The 19,253-nt window shown below is 41.0% G+C and carries 27 protein-coding genes; 24 read left to right on the top strand and 3 right to left on the bottom strand.

What is annotated here, in order from left to right; genetic code table 11:
• The first annotated feature begins 292 nt into the window (after positions 1-292).
• The 24 genes from N7E81_RS15110 (at position 293) to N7E81_RS14995 (ending at position 16,601) form a co-directional block, all read left to right on the top strand.
• Positions 293-967 (top strand): response regulator transcription factor, encoded by a 675-nt coding sequence (locus tag N7E81_RS15110; protein ID WP_263050434.1) that lies wholly within the window; start codon positions 293-295, stop codon positions 965-967.
• The gene (locus N7E81_RS15105) at positions 964-2,247 is read left to right on the top strand and encodes a sensor histidine kinase (protein WP_263050433.1); all 1,284 of its coding nucleotides are present in this window, start codon (positions 964-966) and stop codon (positions 2,245-2,247) included. Before N7E81_RS15110 ends, N7E81_RS15105 begins: the two co-directional genes overlap by 4 nt.
• 70 nt (positions 2,248-2,317) lie before the next feature.
• Positions 2,318-2,785, top strand: coding sequence for a PepSY-like domain-containing protein (locus N7E81_RS15100; protein ID WP_263050432.1), 468 nt, complete (start codon positions 2,318-2,320; stop codon positions 2,783-2,785).
• On the top strand, positions 2,772-5,183 hold the full coding sequence (locus N7E81_RS15095) for an outer membrane beta-barrel family protein (RefSeq protein WP_263050431.1): 2,412 nt from the start codon (positions 2,772-2,774) through the stop codon (positions 5,181-5,183). Before N7E81_RS15100 ends, N7E81_RS15095 begins: the two co-directional genes overlap by 14 nt.
• Positions 5,184-5,284: 101 nt before the next feature.
• The gene (locus N7E81_RS15090) at positions 5,285-5,734 is read left to right on the top strand and encodes a MarR family winged helix-turn-helix transcriptional regulator (RefSeq protein ID WP_263050430.1); all 450 of its coding nucleotides are present in this window, start codon (positions 5,285-5,287) and stop codon (positions 5,732-5,734) included.
• A 10-nt stretch (positions 5,735-5,744) separates the two neighbouring features.
• Positions 5,745-6,182 carry an NAD(+)--rifampin ADP-ribosyltransferase gene (arr, locus tag N7E81_RS15085; RefSeq protein WP_263050429.1) on the top strand — a complete coding sequence of 146 codons (438 nt, stop codon included), beginning with the start codon at positions 5,745-5,747 and terminating at the stop codon, positions 6,180-6,182.
• 50 nt (positions 6,183-6,232) lie between these two features.
• Positions 6,233-7,048 (top strand): AraC family transcriptional regulator, encoded by an 816-nt coding sequence (locus N7E81_RS15080; protein ID WP_263050428.1) that lies wholly within the window; start codon positions 6,233-6,235, stop codon positions 7,046-7,048.
• Positions 7,049-7,118: 70 nt separating this feature from the next.
• Entirely contained in the window at positions 7,119-7,583 is a 465-nt protein-coding gene (locus N7E81_RS15075; protein ID WP_263050427.1) for a VOC family protein, read from the top strand.
• Between the two features lie 124 nt (positions 7,584-7,707).
• Positions 7,708-8,022: an ArsR/SmtB family transcription factor gene (locus N7E81_RS15070; protein ID WP_263050426.1), complete on the top strand. Its 315-nt coding sequence runs from the start codon at positions 7,708-7,710 to the stop codon at positions 8,020-8,022.
• Positions 8,023-8,024: 2 nt separating this feature from the next.
• A complete protein-coding gene (locus N7E81_RS15065) occupies positions 8,025-8,519 on the top strand; it encodes an SRPBCC family protein (RefSeq protein ID WP_317624051.1) in 495 nt (164 codons plus the stop codon).
• Between the two features lie 6 nt (positions 8,520-8,525).
• Positions 8,526-8,909 (top strand): DoxX family protein, encoded by a 384-nt coding sequence (locus tag N7E81_RS15060; RefSeq protein WP_263050424.1) that lies wholly within the window; start codon positions 8,526-8,528, stop codon positions 8,907-8,909.
• A 53-nt stretch (positions 8,910-8,962) separates the two neighbouring features.
• Complete coding sequence (locus N7E81_RS15055) at positions 8,963-9,913, top strand: SRPBCC domain-containing protein (protein ID WP_263050423.1); 951 nt, start codon at positions 8,963-8,965, stop codon at positions 9,911-9,913.
• A gap of 167 nt (positions 9,914-10,080) precedes the next feature.
• On the top strand, positions 10,081-10,716 hold the full coding sequence (locus N7E81_RS15050) for a DUF998 domain-containing protein (protein ID WP_263050422.1): 636 nt from the start codon (positions 10,081-10,083) through the stop codon (positions 10,714-10,716).
• 5 nt (positions 10,717-10,721) lie between these two features.
• The gene (locus tag N7E81_RS15045) at positions 10,722-11,096 is read left to right on the top strand and encodes a DUF1801 domain-containing protein (RefSeq protein ID WP_263050421.1); all 375 of its coding nucleotides are present in this window, start codon (positions 10,722-10,724) and stop codon (positions 11,094-11,096) included.
• 530 nt (positions 11,097-11,626) lie between these two features.
• Complete coding sequence (locus tag N7E81_RS15040; protein WP_263050420.1) at positions 11,627-12,058, top strand: SRPBCC family protein; 432 nt, start codon at positions 11,627-11,629, stop codon at positions 12,056-12,058.
• Complete coding sequence (locus tag N7E81_RS15035) at positions 12,058-12,372, top strand: ArsR/SmtB family transcription factor (protein ID WP_263050419.1); 315 nt, start codon at positions 12,058-12,060, stop codon at positions 12,370-12,372. Before N7E81_RS15040 ends, N7E81_RS15035 begins: the two co-directional genes overlap by 1 nt.
• A 12-nt stretch (positions 12,373-12,384) precedes the next feature.
• Positions 12,385-12,831 (top strand): DinB family protein, encoded by a 447-nt coding sequence (locus N7E81_RS15030; RefSeq protein ID WP_263050418.1) that lies wholly within the window; start codon positions 12,385-12,387, stop codon positions 12,829-12,831.
• Between the two features lie 66 nt (positions 12,832-12,897).
• Positions 12,898-13,227: an ArsR/SmtB family transcription factor gene (locus N7E81_RS15025; RefSeq protein ID WP_263050417.1), complete on the top strand. Its 330-nt coding sequence runs from the start codon at positions 12,898-12,900 to the stop codon at positions 13,225-13,227.
• A gap of 48 nt (positions 13,228-13,275) precedes the next feature.
• Entirely contained in the window at positions 13,276-13,740 is a 465-nt protein-coding gene (locus tag N7E81_RS15020) for an SRPBCC domain-containing protein (RefSeq protein ID WP_263050416.1), read from the top strand.
• Between the two features lie 8 nt (positions 13,741-13,748).
• On the top strand, positions 13,749-14,282 hold the full coding sequence (locus N7E81_RS15015; protein WP_263050415.1) for a dihydrofolate reductase family protein: 534 nt from the start codon (positions 13,749-13,751) through the stop codon (positions 14,280-14,282).
• On the top strand, positions 14,283-14,660 hold the full coding sequence (locus N7E81_RS15010) for a DoxX family protein (protein ID WP_263050414.1): 378 nt from the start codon (positions 14,283-14,285) through the stop codon (positions 14,658-14,660).
• 2 nt (positions 14,661-14,662) lie between these two features.
• Positions 14,663-15,019, top strand: coding sequence for an iron chaperone (locus tag N7E81_RS15005; protein WP_263050413.1), 357 nt, complete (start codon positions 14,663-14,665; stop codon positions 15,017-15,019).
• Positions 15,020-15,238: 219 nt separating this feature from the next.
• The gene (locus tag N7E81_RS15000; RefSeq protein WP_263050412.1) at positions 15,239-15,964 is read left to right on the top strand and encodes a metallophosphoesterase family protein; all 726 of its coding nucleotides are present in this window, start codon (positions 15,239-15,241) and stop codon (positions 15,962-15,964) included.
• Between the two features lie 55 nt (positions 15,965-16,019).
• The gene (locus N7E81_RS14995; RefSeq protein WP_263050411.1) at positions 16,020-16,601 is read left to right on the top strand and encodes a C40 family peptidase; all 582 of its coding nucleotides are present in this window, start codon (positions 16,020-16,022) and stop codon (positions 16,599-16,601) included.
• On the opposite strand, the gene N7E81_RS14990 is transcribed toward N7E81_RS14995, so the two are convergent.
• The 3 genes from N7E81_RS14990 to N7E81_RS14980 form a co-directional block, all read right to left on the bottom strand.
• Positions 16,602-16,778: a hypothetical protein gene (locus N7E81_RS14990; protein ID WP_263050410.1), complete on the bottom strand. Its 177-nt coding sequence runs from the start codon at positions 16,776-16,778 to the stop codon at positions 16,602-16,604.
• 5 nt (positions 16,779-16,783) lie between these two features.
• Positions 16,784-17,950, bottom strand: a complete 1,167-nt coding sequence (locus N7E81_RS14985) for a PepSY-associated TM helix domain-containing protein (RefSeq protein WP_263050409.1) — start codon at positions 17,948-17,950, stop codon at positions 16,784-16,786.
• 71 nt (positions 17,951-18,021) lie between these two features.
• Positions 18,022-19,233, bottom strand: a complete 1,212-nt coding sequence (locus tag N7E81_RS14980) for a hypothetical protein (protein WP_263050408.1) — start codon at positions 19,231-19,233, stop codon at positions 18,022-18,024.
• Positions 19,234-19,253 lie beyond the last annotated feature (20 nt).

Raw genomic sequence — 19,253 nt, 5'->3', positions numbered from 1 at the left:
TAGAGTCTATTAGTCCACGACCTACATTAAACTGATCAATTTTCCTCGAATCATAGCTACTCATATACCTACTAAATTTTTTGTAAATTTTGGCCGTTGACCTTCGTTTTGCCAAACCTCACTTTTAATTTTATACATGAGTTCATCAGGTATAAAGATTCAATTAAAGACGAAGAAACTAAAAGATAATAGGCTCAGTTTCTTCCTGCACTTCTACAACCCAACTTCACGGAAAAGATGGGAGGCTGCAAAATTCGAAATTCCTTCTAAATTGATGCAGTAATTTACAAGCATGAAAATTCTAATCATAGAGGACGAAAAAGAACTCGCACGGGATATCAGTCAGTACTTGAAAAATGAGCAATATATGTGTGAATTGGCATCCGACTACCAAGAAGCGATGGACAAGGTCTATGCCTATGAATACGATTGTATCCTGCTGGATCTGATGCTGCCTGGTGGAGATGGTTTGAGTATTTTGAAGGAGTTGAAAAGACTCAACAAGCAGGAGGGAGTGATCATTATATCCGCCAAGAACTCCACGGATGACAAAGTCTCAGGCCTCAAACTAGGCGCGGATGACTACCTCGCCAAGCCCTTTCACCTCTCAGAACTATCCGCTCGCATCTATTCGCTGATCCGACGTAGGCAGTTTGACAGTAGCAATGTGATCGTGCAAAACGAACTGACCATCGATACCCAATCCAAAACAGTCACAGTCCACGACAACCCTGTGAGCCTGACCAAAAAGGAATACGATCTGTTGCTGTTTTTCATCGGCAACAAGAATCGCGTACTGTCAAAGGGCGCGTTGGCTGAGCATCTGTCGGGCGACTTGGCCGATATGTTTGACAACCACGATTTTGTCTATGCACATGTCAAGAACCTGAAAAGAAAATTGAAAGAGGGGGGCTATCGCGACTACCTCCAGACCATCTACGGTACAGGATACAAATGGGAACAATGACCAAACTACTCAATAGACCGCTCAAAGCCTTTGCGCTGTTCTCGATGCTCATCTTGCTGATTAGTGTGCCCGTCTATGTATTGGTCATAGACTATATCTGGGTCAGTGAGCTGGACGAAAACAACTGGCTAACTCTACAGCACACCAAAGAAAAACTGAAGTCTAGAGATTTCACAGCGGACGAAATCGAAAAGATCAATCAGATATGGGGTGAGCTACAGCCCGGAGTATCCATTACTAAAATCGATGAATCCAACACACTTCAGGACAGTGTGTATGAAGTGATCCGAAACAATGTGTATGATGAGGAAGATGGAGAAGACCGTTTTCGTGGATTGAAATCCCATTTGGTTATCAATGATCAGTCTTATCAGATCAACATAGAGACCAATGTAGAGGAGTCTGACGAGACCCTGCTGGCGGTGGCTGTTGTGACGTTTCTCTTTTTCGTGCTTCTTATCATCGGATTCATTTTTCTCAATCGACGTATCGCCGCTAAGAGCTGGAAGCCCTTTTACCAGACGCTTCAATCCCTCCAGTCCTTTGACCTGGCGATAGACAAAAGGATTGTGTTGGAGGAGACTAATATCTATGAGTTTCGGGAACTGAACCAGGCTTTGACCCGCTTGGTGGAGGGGAATGTCAGGGCTTTCCAACAGCAGAAGTCCTTTACCGAAAATGCTTCGCATGAGCTGCAAACACCTATTGCTTTGCTAAAATCAAGGCTGGACCTCTTGCTACAGCAGAGGGGTGTCACGCCTGAAATTTCGGACATGATCAGCAGTGTCGAGGCACCGCTATCGCGGCTGTCGCGCATCAACAAAAACCTGCTACTGCTCGCCAAAGTGGAGAACAATCAATACCAAGAGTCGGAGCATGTAAGTATGTATAGTTGTTTGGAGAATTCTTTGGCACTATTCGAGGATTATGTAGCGGGTAAGAAGTTGAAGGTGGAATCCTCGTTTGATCGTGCTATGATGATCGATGCTCATCCCTTTCTATTGGAAACCCTAGTCAATAATCTACTGTCAAATGCCATCCGGCATACACCAATCGGCGGGTCTATTGCGCTCACGACTGGAAACGGTCAATTGATCGTGACGAACAGCGGAGCAGCGCCTTTGGCTGCTGATAGTTTGTTCAAGCGCTTTTCGGCTGTGTCCAACGAAGTAGTAGGCAGTGGACTAGGGCTGGCGATTGTCCAAGAGATTGCCAGCAAGTACAATTGGTCGGTTGAATATTCTTTTCGAGAGCAGCATACTTTTTCTGTAGTCTTCTAAAAATTCCAAATTCCTTCTAATTCATAGTTGATGTTTGCTCAATAAGTGAAACGTTAAAAAAATCAGAACTATGAAAAATCTAACATTATGGATTGTAATAGCCATAGCTGCATCAGTACTATCCTGTGATCAAAACAAGGAAGGTAATACACCTGAGCAAGTTAAGGCCGCATTCGCAGAGAAGTTTCCAGAGGTCAAAGAGGCCGAATGGGAAAGAGAGAACGAAACGGAGTGGGAAGCAGAATTCGACATGGATGGCAAGGAATATTCTGCCAATTTTACAAATAAAGGTGAGTGGATGGAGACCGAGTATGCGATCAAGGCATCTGATATTTCTGAAGATATTCACGCAATCTTGGCGACCAACTTCAGCGACTTTGAGATCGAAGAAGCAGAGATCGTAGAGACTCCACAGGGTCAGTCCTATGAATTTGAGATCGAACAAGGAGAAACGGAATATGAGGTCGCCATTGATGCAAATGGAAATTTAACTAAGAAAGAGCAGCGTGAAGAAGAGGATGAGTATGATGAAGATTAAGCTATTGACTATGCTCTTGTTGCTACTGACATCAGGACTAGTAGCACAAAAAAAACAGGTAACGCTCTCAGGTACCATAAAAGACAAAAACTCAGGGGAGGCTTTGTCTTTTGTGACCGTTGTACTGAAACAATCGCGTGACACTACGCAGGTGACAGGTACGATTTCTAATGAGGCGGGGCAGTTCACCCTGAGGGATGTTGCGTCTGGGGAGTATTGGCTCTCTGCGTCATTTGTGGGATATGATCAACATCAGAGCGATATTTTTGTAGGGTCTAACTCGGCATACTTGGACTTGGGAGTGATTGATATGACGGAGAGTGCGCAGCAACTCCAAGAAGTGATCGTCACAGGAGAGCAAGATGCGGTGAGCGGACAAATGGACAAAAAGACCTTCACGGTAGAGGACAATGTCAGTCAAGGGGGTGGGAGCGTGATGCAGTCCATGCAAAACCTGCCTGGCGTGACGACCCAAGAGGGGCAAATAGCCCTGCGTGGCAATACGCAAGTCATGGTGCTGATCGATGGCAAGCAAACAGCCATCACAGGCTTTGGCAATCAGAACGGACTAGATAACATACCGGCATCAGCTGTGGAGAAAATTGAGATCATCAACAACCCCTCTGCCAAATATGACACCAACGGCAATGGTGGCATCATCAACATCATCATGAAAAAGGAAGAGGAGAGTGGCTTGAATGGGAAGGTAGGATTGACCACTGGCTTAGGAGCACTTTGGATTCGTAAAGATAACTTGCCGGGCATCCGGCCACAGTACCAAGCGACTCCCAAAATCAACCCTTCGCTTTCGCTGAACTATAGGAAGAAGAACGTCAATTTCTTTTTGCAAGCGGATAATCTATACACCGAGACCCTCAACAAAAATGAGTTTGTCACCAGAACCTACGATGACGGCACGGTCATCCATCAGCAGATGAAACGAAACCGAAATACCAACTTCTTTTCTGCGACGACAGGTATGGACTGGTACATCGATGAGCACAACAGCCTGACGGTTTCGGGGATGTTTAGTCAAGAGTCGATCAAGGACTATGGAGACCAGCCCTTCTTCGACGAGGATTATAGTCAAAACCTTAGACTTTGGCAGTTTTTGGAAGATGAGGTGCTCACCGCAGCGATGCTATCAGTGGCTTATGCGCACAAGTTTGCCCAACCTGGAGAAAAGCTGAACATTGGATTCAACTATACTTTCGACCGAGAGGACGAAAAGTATTTCTTCGATAATACCATGCCTGCTTATACGACCGAAGAATCGTTTTTTCTGATAGCAGATCAGCGGGTGGCGGATATCTCGTTAGACTATACTCGCCCTACCAAGCATGGACTTTGGGAGACTGGTGTGAAGTTTCGAAGCAGGGCGATCCCAACAGATATGCAATTCAACTCCTCATCATCCAATTCGGTATTGGATCCTGGGGCGGATGGCAAGGCGACATACAAGGAGATGATCCCTGCCATCTATGGAAACTACCTGTATGAGATCAAACACCTAGAAGCTGAGGTAGGCCTGCGCGTAGAGTACGTCAACCTCGTCTATGAGGTAGATCCCAATCACAACACTTATGCGAGTGATGGATATGATTACTTTCAGCCGTTTCCTAATGCCCGAATCACCTATAATGTAGATGCTCGAAACAAACTGTCGATGTTTTACAACCGACGAGTGGACAGACCTGACGAGGGAGATATTCGCATCTTTCCCAAGTATGACGATGCAGAAATCATCAAGGTGGGCAACCCTGCACTGAGGCCGCAGTTTACCAATTCTTTTGAGCTAGGGTATAAAAACGTGTGGGACGATGGCTACTACTATGGTGCCGTGTATCATCGCATGTCGGATGGGACGATCACACGGATAGCCACCCAATCGGATACCAGTAACTTGATTTACAACATCTCCCAAAATGCGGGCAAAAGCTACAACTCTGGAGTAGAGATGGTACTTACTCAGGACTTGACCGATTGGCTATCTATGAACCTAAATATCAATGGGTATTACAACAAGATAGATGCATTCACAGCAGTCAGTCAATACCCCAAGGACAATTCTTTTACAGTAGATGAGCAAGATGTCTACTCCGGCAATGTCAAGCTCAATACCGCTTTTAGTTTTTTCAGCAATCTGGAAGCGCAATTGACGGCCATCTACCTCGCACCAGACATCATCCCGCAGGGAACGATCGGTTCTAGGTTTTCGCTGGATATTGGCGTCAAAAAAGGCATACAAAAAGGCAAAGGCGAATTGTTTTTTAATGCCACGGATGTGCTCAATACCATGGTGATCCACAAAGAAATAGAAGGCGACACTTTTAGCTACACGAGTAGTGACTATTACGAGACGCAAGTATTCAGATTGGGATACAATTTCAAGTTTTGACCACCTTATTTACCAATTATGAGATCAATATCTCATTTATCCTATATGTGATTTTATTTTTTATCTTTACGGTCAAGATAATTGACAAGCAAGATATAAATATGGATAATAGGGAAGTACTCGAAATTCGAAAACTTAGTCAGAAGTATGCCTACACCTCAATTCAAATGCATGAGACCATTGCCAGGAAAGCAGGCTTTTCGGGCACAGACCATAAATACTTAGGTTTTTTCATTCAGAGAGGTAAGCTTACAGCAGGTGAATTGGCTGAACTGACGGGATTGACCACAGGTTCAGTTACTGCTTTGATTGACAGGTTTGAGAAAAAGGGATTGGTTAAGAGACAAGCAGATTCAGTTGATAGACGGAAGGTCTTTATAGTCCCTGATAGTGAAAAAATAATCAACCTTTTAAGCCCCTTTTACCAGATGTTTCAAGATGAAACAGAAGAGCTGATTGCTTCTTATTCAGGCAATGAAAGAGAGGTTATAGCGTCTTACCTGACCAAAGCTTTACAACTGGCCAATCAAACCATTGATAAACTCAACTAAATCAAGGCATATGACAAACAATAGCTCTCAAGCGATACCGACTGTACATACCCCATTCATTCAGACGTACTTGCATGGTACTAAAGCTGATTTGAAACTTGGAGAACTTCTGGAAGTAGGGTACAATTCAAACTTTGGTAAACAGAACAAAGCCAAATATCTCTACCTCACAGCGACCCTAGATCCAGCTGTTTGGGGAGCCGAACTGGCTTTGGGTGAAATGCGCGAAAGGATTTATTTGGTAGAGCCTACGGGTCCAATTGAAGACGATCCAAATCTGACAAACCAAAAATTCCCAGGGAATCCATCAATGTCCTACCGTACTCAACACCCACTAAAGGTGGTCGGAGAGGTAACAATCTGGCAAAGTCACTCTGCTGATCAACTCAAAGAGATGAAAGATGCCATAGCAAAGCTTGATGCTCAGGGGATTCGAGCCATCGAGTAATTGATGATAAATCCGTATGGGTGTAGCCAACTCAAAAAGCTGATGATAAAATGAAAATTGAGACTAAGCTTCGGGACTTATACAAGCCTATTCAACCGACCGTAAGACAATCATCCGATATTGTCACATATACCGAATGTCTACCGGACCTTCCTCTTCGAGAATTCATTTATTGCTATTGGAGACTTTATACCAAAGTCCCACTGTCAGAACAATTCAATTATCGTGTGGTATCTGACGGGTGTATTGATATCTATTTTGAGCTAAACAATCCCCATGAAAATTATGTGATGGGGTTTTGTGAAAAATTCACAGAATTTCCACTCGACAATATGTTCAACTATGTGGGTGTACGCTTTTTGCCAACCGTGTTTCCTCAACTTTTCAAAGTAAATGCGGTAGAACTGAGCAATCGTTATGAGCATCTCAGTCTAGTTGCACCGCGTTTGTCGGAGTTTATCTCAAGTTGTTTCAATGAGACCTTAAGTTTGGATGAAATAAAAATATTGCTGGATAAGTATTTCAGTAGTCTGATTTCAAAAATTGAGTTTAACAACGATCCCCGATTATACAAAGCCATTGAAGTTATCCTGACCAACCATGGGATGCTGGACATTGAGAAGGACCTGGATATTGGGATCAGCGCAAGGCAGCTGAGGAGAATTTTTGAATTTTATGTGGGGGACACTGCCAAAACCTTTAGTAAGGTTGTAAGATTTCAGAATCTTTTGAAAGCCCATTCATCAGCTCTAAGTCCGCAGCATAACAAACTGTTCTTTGATATGGGCTATTACGATCAATCACATTTCATAAAAGAGTTTAAAAACTTTTATGGTACTACACCAGGCAAAGTATTTGATCCATAATATGTCCGATTTTTACTATGCTACATGTGCTACAAGTTTGAGCTTTACAGTGTAAATCAATTACAACCCTATGAAGAAAATAGTATTTATGGTTGCAGCACTTTACTCAGTAGCAAGTGTATTAGCCCAAACAAGTTCAATGATTAAAAGTCCAAGCAAAATGAAATTAAATGCAGGCATCATCACGTCAAAACTGGCAGAGACAAAGGAGTTTTATTGCGAAGTACTCAACTTTGGTGTAACGTTCGAAAATGACTTTTACCTTTTGTTGCATACACCCAACCACGAGGCTGAAGTTAGTTTTCTCCTTCCTGATCACCCAAGCCAACAGCCCATTTTTCAACGACCGTTCCTTAATCAAGGTGTATATCTAACCATCGAAGTAAATGATGTGGATAGCATTTATGAGGAATTGAAAGGGAAGGGGGTTGAAATGAAAATTGGCATTCGTGACGAACCATGGGGTGATCGACATTTCGCTATCCAGGATCCTAACGGTATTGGGATTGATATCGTGAAATATTCGCCCCAATAAGGACATCGCGTTACGATGAAAGCGCTCAAGAGGTTCACACTTCATAGCTGGATGTTTTTTTAAAAAATTATTGTGCAAATGATTGATTGCATTTATATTTGCAACCAATCATTTGCGTATAAATATGAGACGAGATCCTTTTCAAGCCATAGCCGACCCGACAAGAAGAGCAATTTTGGTTTTGCTTGCCGTACAGGCACTCACGCCAAATGCCATTGCCGAGCATTTTGATACTACCAGACAGGCGGTATCAAATCACATTAAGATTCTAAATGAATGCGAGCTTTTGAAGCAAGAGAAAAATGGACGGGAAATACATTATCACATAAACCATGATAAAATGAAAGAAATCGACCATTGGCTAGAGCAGTTCCGGAAGATCTGGGAAAATCGGTTCAGTCAACTGGATAACTTATTATTAACCATGAAAAACAAATGAAAATGAATCTACAATTCGACTTCCTTGTGGATAAGGAAAAAAACACCATCACTGTAAAAAGAGAATTTGCTGCAGATCGACAGCTGGTTTGGGATTGCTACACCAAGAGTGAGCTACTAGACCAATGGTTTGCCCCCAAGCCTTTCACTACTAAGACCAAATCCATGGACTTCAGCGAAGGTGGGCACTGGCACTATGCCATGATAGACCCAGAGGGTCAGGAATACTGGGGGTGGACGGAGTACACCAAGATCATGCCTATTGATTTTTATGAAACCTTGGATGCTTTCTGTGATAGCGAAGGCAACTTGAATACCGACCTTCCCAGAGCCGAATGGCATGTTCAATTTCTGGATAAGGGTGAAAATGCTATGGTAGAAACAACCGTGACCTACAAATCGCTTGCTGATCTGGAAGCGGTGATTAATATGGGAATGAAAGAAGGTCTAGAGTCCACCCTGGAAAGACTTGATGACCTATTGCCAACCTTAAAGTAAGCAACAATGAAAAAGAACAGAATTATCTTTTGGATTACAACAAGCATCATCTTTTTATTGGAAGGACTGATGCCACTAAGCACCTTACTGTTTGCACACGAATACTTTAATGCAGGGACAAAACCTTTAGGCTACCCGGACTATTTCGCTTACGCACTAATTATCTGCAAAGTACTAGGAGCAACAGCGATAATGCTACCACAATTGCCAAACAAATTGAGAGAGTGGGCTTATGCAGGCTTGTCATTCAATCTGCTTTTTGCTACGTATAGCCACATAATGGTGGATAAAAACATCAGTTATATAGTCATGCCAGTTGTAGTGGGAGGTGTATTGGTTATATCCTATATCTATAATCATAAAATTCAATCCTTGGAAAATATAAATTAGGTCAAAATCAACTCGATAGCCTAATTAATGAAAATGGAAAACGAGAAACAATAATGAATAAGACATCTTTTACATCAGACAAAAACAAATTGACCGTAATACGGACATTTGATGCCGCTATTGATTTGGTGTGGAGGGCTTGGACAGAGCCTGAATTATTAGATCTATGGTGGGCGCCTAAGCCTTGGAAGTCAGTCACCAAATCCATGGATTTTAAAGAAAATGGTCAGCGTCTTTATGCTATGGTAGGACCAGAAGGAGAGGAACATAAGTGCATCACTACTTACAAAACCATCTCAAGACATCATCATTTTACAGGAGAAGATGCTTTTGCCGATCAAGAGTGGGGTATTAATGAAGACTTTCCAGTCGCACAATTCCAAAATCAATTTGAAGACGAATCTGATCATACGGTCGTGACAATTGTCTCAGAATATGCCTCAGAGGAGCATTTGCAGCAAGTCGTAGAGATGGGTATGAAGGAAGGTTTAAGTATGGCATTTGACAACCTTGACGAGTATATCAAACAACAATTCAACTTAAGAAGCGAACTAAAAGTTGATAATAAACCAAGGGTAACCACCTACCTCAATTTCCCTGGAAACACAGAAGAAGCCTTTACTTTTTATAAATCCGTATTTAGAACTGAGTTTAGTGGAAAGGGTATTCAGCGATTTGGCGATATCCCTGCTGAGGCTGGACACCCTCCAGTTGCGGATACCATTAAAAAGATGGTTTTACATGTTGAGTTGCCTATTCTAGGCGGTCATGTACTCATGGCAACGGACGCTCCCAAAGAAATGGGGTTTACGCTAAATCAGGGAAACAACATGCACATCTGCCTTGAGCCAGATACGAGAGAGGAAACACAACGACTATTTGATGAGTTATCCAAAGATGGCAATATTACCATGCCGTTGCAAGACATGTTTTTCGGTGCATTCTTCGGGGAATGCTCTGATAAGTATGGAATCAACTGGATGTTTAATTACCAGATAAGATAGAACCCATGAAGTTGCGACTAAAATTACAGCTCTTTTTGAAGGAGTAATGTCCGCACTAACTTTTCATACAGAATAGACTTAATAAATAAGAATTTGAACTAGGTCATGGTCACGCAATGGCTATGTACACCTATGTCTAGCGTAAAATATCCTAAAACAACGATTAAATGAACAGTTTAACTATTACTAAAATAAGTGCCATCGGATTTATTGCCCTATTAGTACTGTTACATGTCATAAGCACTTCTGTGAACCCAATATGGCAACCTATTAGCGAATATGCATTAGGCAATGCAGGTTGGTTAATGAAAATTGCGTTTTTTTCACTTGGAATAAGCTTTTTTACTTTAGGGATATATCTAATTAAACACTTACCAAATACTGGTTCAAAAGTCGGAGGTGTACTATTAATAGTAGCATCCCTTGGTAATTTCTTAGCAGGCATTTTTAATACAGATCCTGTAAGCACGCTACCAGAGCAGATGACAATAAGCGGTCAAATTCATAACGCTGCAGCAGGGTTATTAGGCTTTATGATTTTGGCCACAGTGTTTATTGCTTTCCAATTCAGAAAACAGGAGCAGCTTAAACCGTATAAAAAAAATATGCTCCTGTTAACCATAATGTTATGGGTTTTAGAGTTTGCTTTAATCATTGCTATGGGTATTTATTTGAGCGAAACAAATGGTATGCTTACACCAGAGACTCCAATTGGCTGGCTTGGTAGAACTGTTATAGTATTTTGTGCAATATGGGTTTGGATTTGTGCCAAATACCTTCAAAAATCTAATCACAAAATTTAGCCCACATGAAAACCATCAATCAATTCATAGAAGATAAAATTAAGGAAGAACACCAACCTATTTTCACGAAATTTAGAGACTTGATTAAAGCAAAATTCTCTTTTCTAAAAGAAGAGATGAGGGGAGGAACCGAGAAATATTATGGAGTTCCAGTGTATAGGTACAATAGAATAATTATTTCGGTGAGTCCTACTCAGAAAGGAATTACGTTTTCATTCACGGATGGCAAACAGTTTGAAGATAAGTATAACCTTCTCGAAGGTGTAGGTAAAAAATCGTTGAACTTAAGGCTGAGTGACCCTAAAGATTATAAAGACGAAGCTTTTGAGTATTATATTTTGCAGGCAATTGAATTAGATAGTAAGAATGATTTAAGATGAAAACATCAACCCTAAGAATAGTCCCTAACATTTAGTCCAATAATATAGAGGCAAGTAAAAAATTCTATACTGTTTTTTGAGAAATGAAATGGGTGATGGATTTGGAATGGGTTTTAACTTTTGCATCTAAATACAATCCAAAGCTTCAAATTTCTATTTTTCAAAATAAGGAAAATAAGTCTCAACATTTGAGCCTCATCCATTAACTATAGAAGAATATTGGCAAATCCAACTAAATAAAGCTGAAATCCCTAAAAGGAAGAACGGTAATTCTGGCAATGATAACTAATTTTCGAAAATGCAAAGTTACTCCTTCAAAGCTTCCATAGAACTAATAGGGATAAACCCATACGTACTAATACCCGAAACTATTTTGCAGGGAATTTTTATTCAAGCAGGTAAAACCAAAGGGTAGTGGCTGCACTAAAGTGCAGGGGGTTTCATCCAAAATTGAGATCATTAAATTTGCGTAACCTTCAGGTTACATATATATTTGTAACCTGAAGGTTACGCAAAAAAAACAAAAAAATATGAAAACAGAAATTGAAAATGAATGGGTCTTTGAACAAAAACCAAACGAAGTTTGGGAATATCTAACTAAATCTGAACTAATAGCTCTTTGGCTTATGCCAAACAATTTTAAATTAATTCTAGGGCACGAATTTCAATTCAATACAAACCCAATCCCAAGTCTAGATTTGGATGGTGTTTTTCATTGTAAGATTATAGAAATAATTCCATTACAAAGATTAGTTTATAGTTGGAAAGGTGTTTCTGGAAATGGCGATTTTTCACTCGACACCATTGTTGAGTGGAATTTAGTAGAACACAATAATGGAGCTAAGTTGATTCTGAAACATTCAGGTTTCAAAGAAATAAACTTTGCAATTTTCACAGGTATGACAGACGGTTGGCAAAAGAACATCCAAAAAATGCTTAATCACTTAAATACAACCAAATAATGTCGAATCTTGATACTTTTCAAGTAATTGCAGACCCAAGCAGAAGACAAATTTTAATGCTTCTAACTAAAAATAGCTACAATATAAATAGTTTGTCAGACAACTTTGAAATGAGCAGACCCGCTGTGTCAAAGCACATTAAAATATTGCAGAAGGCAGGTTTTATATCAATTCAAGAAATAGGCAGGGAAAGACATTGTATTTTAAATCAGGAAGGATTTAATGAGCTAAAAGTTTGGATTAACCATTTTGATGAGTTTTGGAATAGTAAACTGAAAAACTTAGAAACTGTTTTAAAGAATAAAAAGAACTAAAATACCTTGAAAATGCAAAACGAAATCTTATCACAATTACTTGAACAAAACCGAAAAGACTGTTCTCATTTCTGTAAAAATATAAATACTGAAAACTCATCTTATCGCTTAATAGAGCAAACAGCGTCTGTAGGATTTATTTATAGACATATCGGTGAAACAACAAATTTAATTGGCCAATTCTTTGGCTACAAAACAGATGTAGAAGGAACAACCATTGGGAAAAATGATATAGGTATTGAGTTTGACCTTGAAACTAGTCGAATGTATTTTGAAAAAGGCTACAATACGCTTGAGAGATTAGTTGCAAATACTTCAGGTCAAGAATGGCTTGAAGAAATTGATACAACTTGGTTCGGGAAAATAGAAAGAATAAAACTATTATCGGTTCTACTTAATCATAATGCGCATCATTGCGGACAAATATCTTCTGCGATTATAAAAGGAAAAAAGTACTAGAAAAACTATAAAAACATAAGCGCAATCAAATAACTGCACTTATATTTGCAGTCAAATAACTGCGTAATGAAATTAAGAAGAGATGTTTTCCAAGCCATAGCCGACCCAACAAGAAGAGCAATTATAACCTTGGTTGCGGCAAGTGCTATGACGCCAACCGCTATTGCCGAAAACTTTGACTATTCGAGACAAACCATTTCCAAGCACATACAAATCCTTACCGAGTGTGAAATTTTGGAACAGGAGCAGAAGGGGCGAGAAATCTATTATCAATTGAACCCTAAAGGGATGAAGCAAATAGCTGATTTCATTGAACCTTTCAGAAAGATGTGGGATGAGCGCTTTAATTCGTTGGAGGCTATAATGAAATCGAAGATTCACGAATACAAAAAATAAAGTGGCCCAGAAGTGAGTAAAAAGCATCAATCAGATACAAAATAAACAATGAATCAAAAAACTAAAATCAATGCTCTAGAGGACAAACAAGAGTTAACCATCACCAGAGAGTTTGACCTTCCTGTAGAGCTTGTTTACAAAGCGTACACTGAGGCAGAATTTGTAGCCCAATGGATGGGGACAAATGTTTTAAAGTTGGAGAACAGAGATCATGGAAGCTATGCATTTGAAACCTCACATGAAGGTAACGTTATGTTTAAGGCTAATGGAACCATTCACAAAGTCATACCAAATAAAGAAATCGTACGCACCTTCGAAATGGAAAATATGCCTATTGGTGTACAGCTTGAGTTCTTAAATTTTGAAAAAATCACAGATGACAAAAGCAAGCTAACTATTCAGATTATTTATAAATCCGAAAAACACCGAGCAGAGCAATTAAAACTACCTTTTGCCTATGGTTTAAATATGGCTCATGATAAACTTGAGGAAATACTAACAAACTTAAAATAAATCAAGAAATGAGAAAAATATCACTCTTCATTGCCACAAGTTTAGATGGCTACATTGCAAAACCCAATGACGACCTCAGCTTCTTAAAAATTGTAGAAAAGGAAGGTGAAGACTACGGCTATGCAAAATTCACGGCAACGATTGACACACTTATTATTGGTCGAAAAACCTATGATTATGTGGTCAGAGAAATAGGAGCTTCTCATTATGACAATGGAGAAAGAGATGTTTATGTAGTGACGAAAACTCCAAGACCGAATGTTGGAAAAACAACTTTCTATACAGGAGACCTAACCGAATTAGTCAAACGCTTAAAGTCTAAAGAAGGGGAAAACATTTACTGTGACGGTGGTGCAGAAGTCATTCATGAACTTTTAAAAAATGACTTGATTGACGAACTTATTATTTCAGTCATTCCAATTTTGTTAGGCAACGGGACTAGACTATTTAAAGATGGAAGACCTGAGCAAACGCTTGAACTCATTACTACAAAGACATATGATACAGGTCTCACTCAACTACACTACAAAAGAAAAAAATAGATGAAAAAAAGAGACAAAATTATCTATTGGATAGCCACGGTTTGGTTGTCATTAGGAATGCTTTCTACTGGGATTGTGCAACTGATAAAAATGGAAGAAGAGGTGCAAAACATAAATACTTTAGGCTACCCAACCTATATATTGTCAATACTTGGTGTGTGGAAGATTTTAGGAGTGATAGCCATTTTAGTCCCCAAGTTTCCTTTACTAAAAGAATGGGCGTATGCAGGTTTTTTCTTTGCAATGTCTGGTGCAATTGTTTCACATATTGCAGTTGGAGACGAAGCAGTTACGCTTTTTGGCCCCACGCTACTCTTAGTGCTTTCAATCGTGTCTTGGTACTTTAGACCAGTGAATAGAAAATATGAAAAACAATAAAGATGGAAGCTTCAAAACCAAAAACAGTGGATGAGTTTATCGATTTTTCACCAGTAGAATCTCAAGAGGTAATGATAAAGCTTAAAAAGCTAATTGAAACTACTGAGCCCAGCGCTGAAGGTGGTATAAGTTGGAATGTGCCTATTTACAAGTACCACGGAATTCTTGCTGGTTTTTCCTTAGCTAAAAAACATGTCAGTTTTGGCATAGATTCATTAACGGAAGATGTTCGCAAAAGCCTTGAAGAGAAAGGATACAAAACGGGTAAGAAAACCATTCAGATAAAATTCGACCAAAACGTACCAAGTTCAGAAATAGAACAGCTCATTAAAGAACAGGTTAAAATGAATGAGGTTTAACCAATTGAAATTATAAAACATATCCTGAGTGAAGTAAAATGTACTGTCCGTCAATGAAAAACCATAGCCCAGCGTATTGGTATTTTCAGGCAGGAACAAGCAGCTTATGGAGGCTGTTTTGTTTTTTGAAAACAAGGGAATAATTATACGATAAAGTGATCCACTTTTGACCGAAAAAGACCTACTTTTCGGAAAGTGATCAATAGATACCATAGCAAAATGAAAATAGTATTTTTTTCGGACATTCATGCCAATATACCAGCATTAGAAGCATTTTTTGAAGATGTGGAGACACTCAACCCAGAGGCGATCTACTGCCTTGGAGATCTGGTGGGGTACAACATATGGCCGGGGACGGTAGTAGACGAAATTCAAAAAAGACGCATACCTACCATCATGGGCAATCATGAGGAGGCGCTGCTAGCGTCTGTGGCCGATGAGGTGCCCACTTCTAATCGCGGGCTCACCAGATCGCTACTGAGCGATCAGCAGAGGGACTACCTGATCCATCTGCCGCGTCATATGTCGTTGTCGTTTGGGACTGAGCAGAAGCCATTCAAACTGCTCATGGTACACGGTAGCACCAAGGCGATCAATGACTACATGGTCGTCGATTATCCGCAGGACGAAGTCCTCGGCATGATGCGCGCCCATCAGGCAGATGTGCTGCTCTGCGGACACACACATCTGCCTTTTCACCGAGTGCTCGCCGATGGTGACCGCTATAGGCATGTGATCAATATTGGCTCTGTAGGCAAGCCCAAGGATGGCGACCCTCGTGGGTGCTATGCCGTTGTGGAGATGAATAGTGCCACTTCAGCCTCTTCACCTGAGCTCCAAGTTACTTTTAGACGAATCGCATATGATGTAGAACGTGCAGCCCAGGCCGTCGAGCAGAGCGGTTTTGACGATGCATTGGCACAGGCCTTGCGTATTGGTCGGTAGCCATTTAGTAAACAGGAGACTTGGAGTCACCTGTTTACGACAAAAGGGTATATACATGAAAAAAACAATGGTCTTTGTGTTTGTGATGAGTTGTTTTCAGCCAATGGTGGCTCAGGATGCGATGACTATGCTTATCATGCAAAACCAGAATGATTCGACTATACTTCACAGAATAGAGCAATTTAGAAAAGGTGGGTATGAAAAAGCACTAGACTATGGTACACACACTCGAGAAGAATTTATTGCTACTGCCAAAACCTACTTGGGGACTCCCTATCAATATGGAGGAACTACTACCAAAGGGATGGATTGCTCTGGCCTAATTTTCAGAACGTTTAGGGACTTGGGGTTGAAAGCCCCGCATGGTGCGCAAGCGCTTGCGCGTTATGGTGAAATCATGTTGGACAAAGGTGAGTTGTTACCTGGCGATGTGATTTTCTTTACCAATACTTATCCTACAAATAAACTGGTGACGCATGCCGCATTTGTGGTAGCGGGAGGATTGATGATTCATGCCTCTACGTCCAAGGGGGTGCAGATTACCCCCATAGACGATCCCTATTACTGGAACGAGCACTATCTGTTTGGTACACGGATATTTGCTCCTGCACTCGACATACCCGTGCCTAACAGGTAGCTATCGACTGGTTGGAAACAACGCATATCGCAAACAGACCACCGCAGGGATCGTCAGAGCCAACCAAGACAAAACATGCCAAATACCCGTTCCCATTAAGGCTGCAAGCAGCCCAAAAACGGTCAACACGGCAAGAATAATGGGGTACTTCCAAACACGTATAAATACAGAATTCATGATTTTCAAATTGCGGGTTCTAATGTTTTTTCTTCTTCTAGTTCTTCTAGTCTGGTGATTTGGGCTGATTGTGCTTTTCTACGGACTACCCACAGATACAATCCACTAATCAGTACCACGATGGTGATGAGGTCAAAAATGGTCCAAAGTATCTTCAAAGGCAGTCCACCATAATCTCCAAAATGCAGCGGCTGTGATATAAATATGGCATTGATATACCAGGGCATGGCACGCATATCTGTCAACTCACCATTTTTTGCATCGATGAGGGCGGGTTTGACGAGCCTTTCGGTCAAAGGTGTCTGACCTTTGACAAATACAGCATAGTGATGCTTGCTTGTAAATACCGTTCCAGGAAAAGCCACAATGGATGTCGACATGCCTGGAGCAGCAGCTAACGCTACGTCGACGGCTGTATCTAAAGAACTATATTCTCCTGTCAACGGTTTCGCATCTTTGTAGGGCGCGATCATCTCAGCGAGTTGCCCTTGTTGCCACATGCCTAGTACGATATCAGAGGTGGTATTGATCACTCCAGTGAGGCCTACGACCAGCGCCCATGCGACGGTAACTACCCCTAGGACATTGTGCAAATCCAGCCATTTGATCCGAGGAGACTTTTCTGTTCTGACCATGCCAAAGTTATATTTTCTCATAATAGGACTGTATAGCATCAATCCTGAAATGATGGCAACCACAAAGAGCAGTCCCATAAAACCCAGAAACAGTTTGCCTGGAATACCCGCAAATAGATCTACATGAAGTTTGAACATGATATACATGAAACCTTCGTTGAACTTGGGCTGAGCGAGTACCTCACCAGACCTGTCGTCCATAGATACCAAGTTGGCATTGTCTGGGGGAGCATCTATCGAATCAGCCATAATTACCGTTATTACATTAGGCAGATCACCACCTAGGATGACAAATCGAACGACCTCGTCTGGTCTTGCATGTTTGGCTTTTGCGACGATACTATCAAGCGCCATCTTGGGTGTGTCTGCTGGCATAACAATCGCCTCGGGTGCTTCGCCCATCAAGTGTTCGATTTCTTCATGAAAGATCAACGGCAAACCCGTAAGACAAAGTAACAATAGAAACACGGTGCATATCAAGCTCGTCCACTTATGGATTTCGAACCACACCCTGACCGTTTTTTTGGAGATGCTCATAGTTTAAGGTTTAATAGGGAAGGTTCTGGACAACCATCCAGAACCTTCTTTGATATTTTATATACTAAAAATTAGTCTGTAAGCTTTACGAATCCCCACATGAAACCATCATGCGCTAGGTTGAATTCTTGTGTGGCGCTGACACCATCACTATTGAGCGAATAGTAAGCGTCGATATTGTCAGCCACATTTCTCACCCAAAACAATAGTTTTCCATCCACTTCAGTAATACACTGTTCGTTGCCATAGGCGTAGTGGTGCATCGGCATGCCTGTGATCTTAGTCGCCTGTAGCGTGTTGATATCCACGGTATAGTATTCGAAAATATCATCTTGAAGATTGGCAAAGTCACCAGACAAATCTTCACTTGCTAATTCGATATAAATTTTACCGTTTTTGACAAGACCAGTCGCTATGGACGACTTAGATTGAGAGCCTAAATCAGTCGCATTCAATCTCCAATTAGCATCAAAATCAGTTTCGCCAGCTTTGATACGGATGATACTTGACGCTTCGAATGCAACGCCAATTCCTGTGCTGTAAAAGTACAAAGCACCATCGTCACCCAATGTCCACATTTTGTTTCCAGAGGATCCCCATCCGATAGATTTCAATCCACCTTGCTCGTACTTGATGGTTTTGTCTAAGCTACCTGTAGCGATATCTATAACGGCAAATTCGATGTAATCTACCACATCGTCACCAAACCCTCCACGAGCCGTAGTGCCATAGGTGACTCCCGCATATAGCTTGCCTTCTTTAGCCGCTAGGGTATGCTTACCGATGACTTGATACTCTACCGTTTCGTCTTTCAATGAAGTCAAGTCGATATCTCCTGTACGCTGCATAGTAGAAGGGTTGAATGTTTGTATTTTCAATGTGCTTCTATTTTCGTCTAGGTAGAACCCCGTTGTTTCATCAACGACTAGAAACTGGCTTGCATTAGCAATGAAGCCGCCTACAGCTAAACTTCCATCCTCATTGACTATAAACTTTTGTAGTCCAGCATCTCCAGCGGGATTTGCTCTTACAAAAATCCAGCTACCAAATGATCTAAAACCAAAGGCCGTACTGGTTTGCAAAGATTGATTGGTGATTTCTTCTGTATCGCCTGATGGAAACTCGTCGTAAGAAGTGATGTATCCTGCTCCGAATTTTTCTTGAGCATTAAGTATGATGTATTTGCCACCTTCAATCGTAGGGTCATCATCATCGTTGCATGATATTAATGCTAATGACAGTGCCATTAGCACGATTCCGAGTGTTGAGAAATATTTATTCATGTGAATTTATTATTAAAGAA

The organism is Reichenbachiella carrageenanivorans, assembly GCF_025639805.1.
GTDB classification, from domain to species: Bacteria; Bacteroidota; Bacteroidia; order Cytophagales; family Cyclobacteriaceae; genus Reichenbachiella; species Reichenbachiella carrageenanivorans.
The sequence above is the reverse complement of the archived record's forward strand: the minus strand, read 5'-3'. Positions and strand labels throughout refer to the sequence as shown.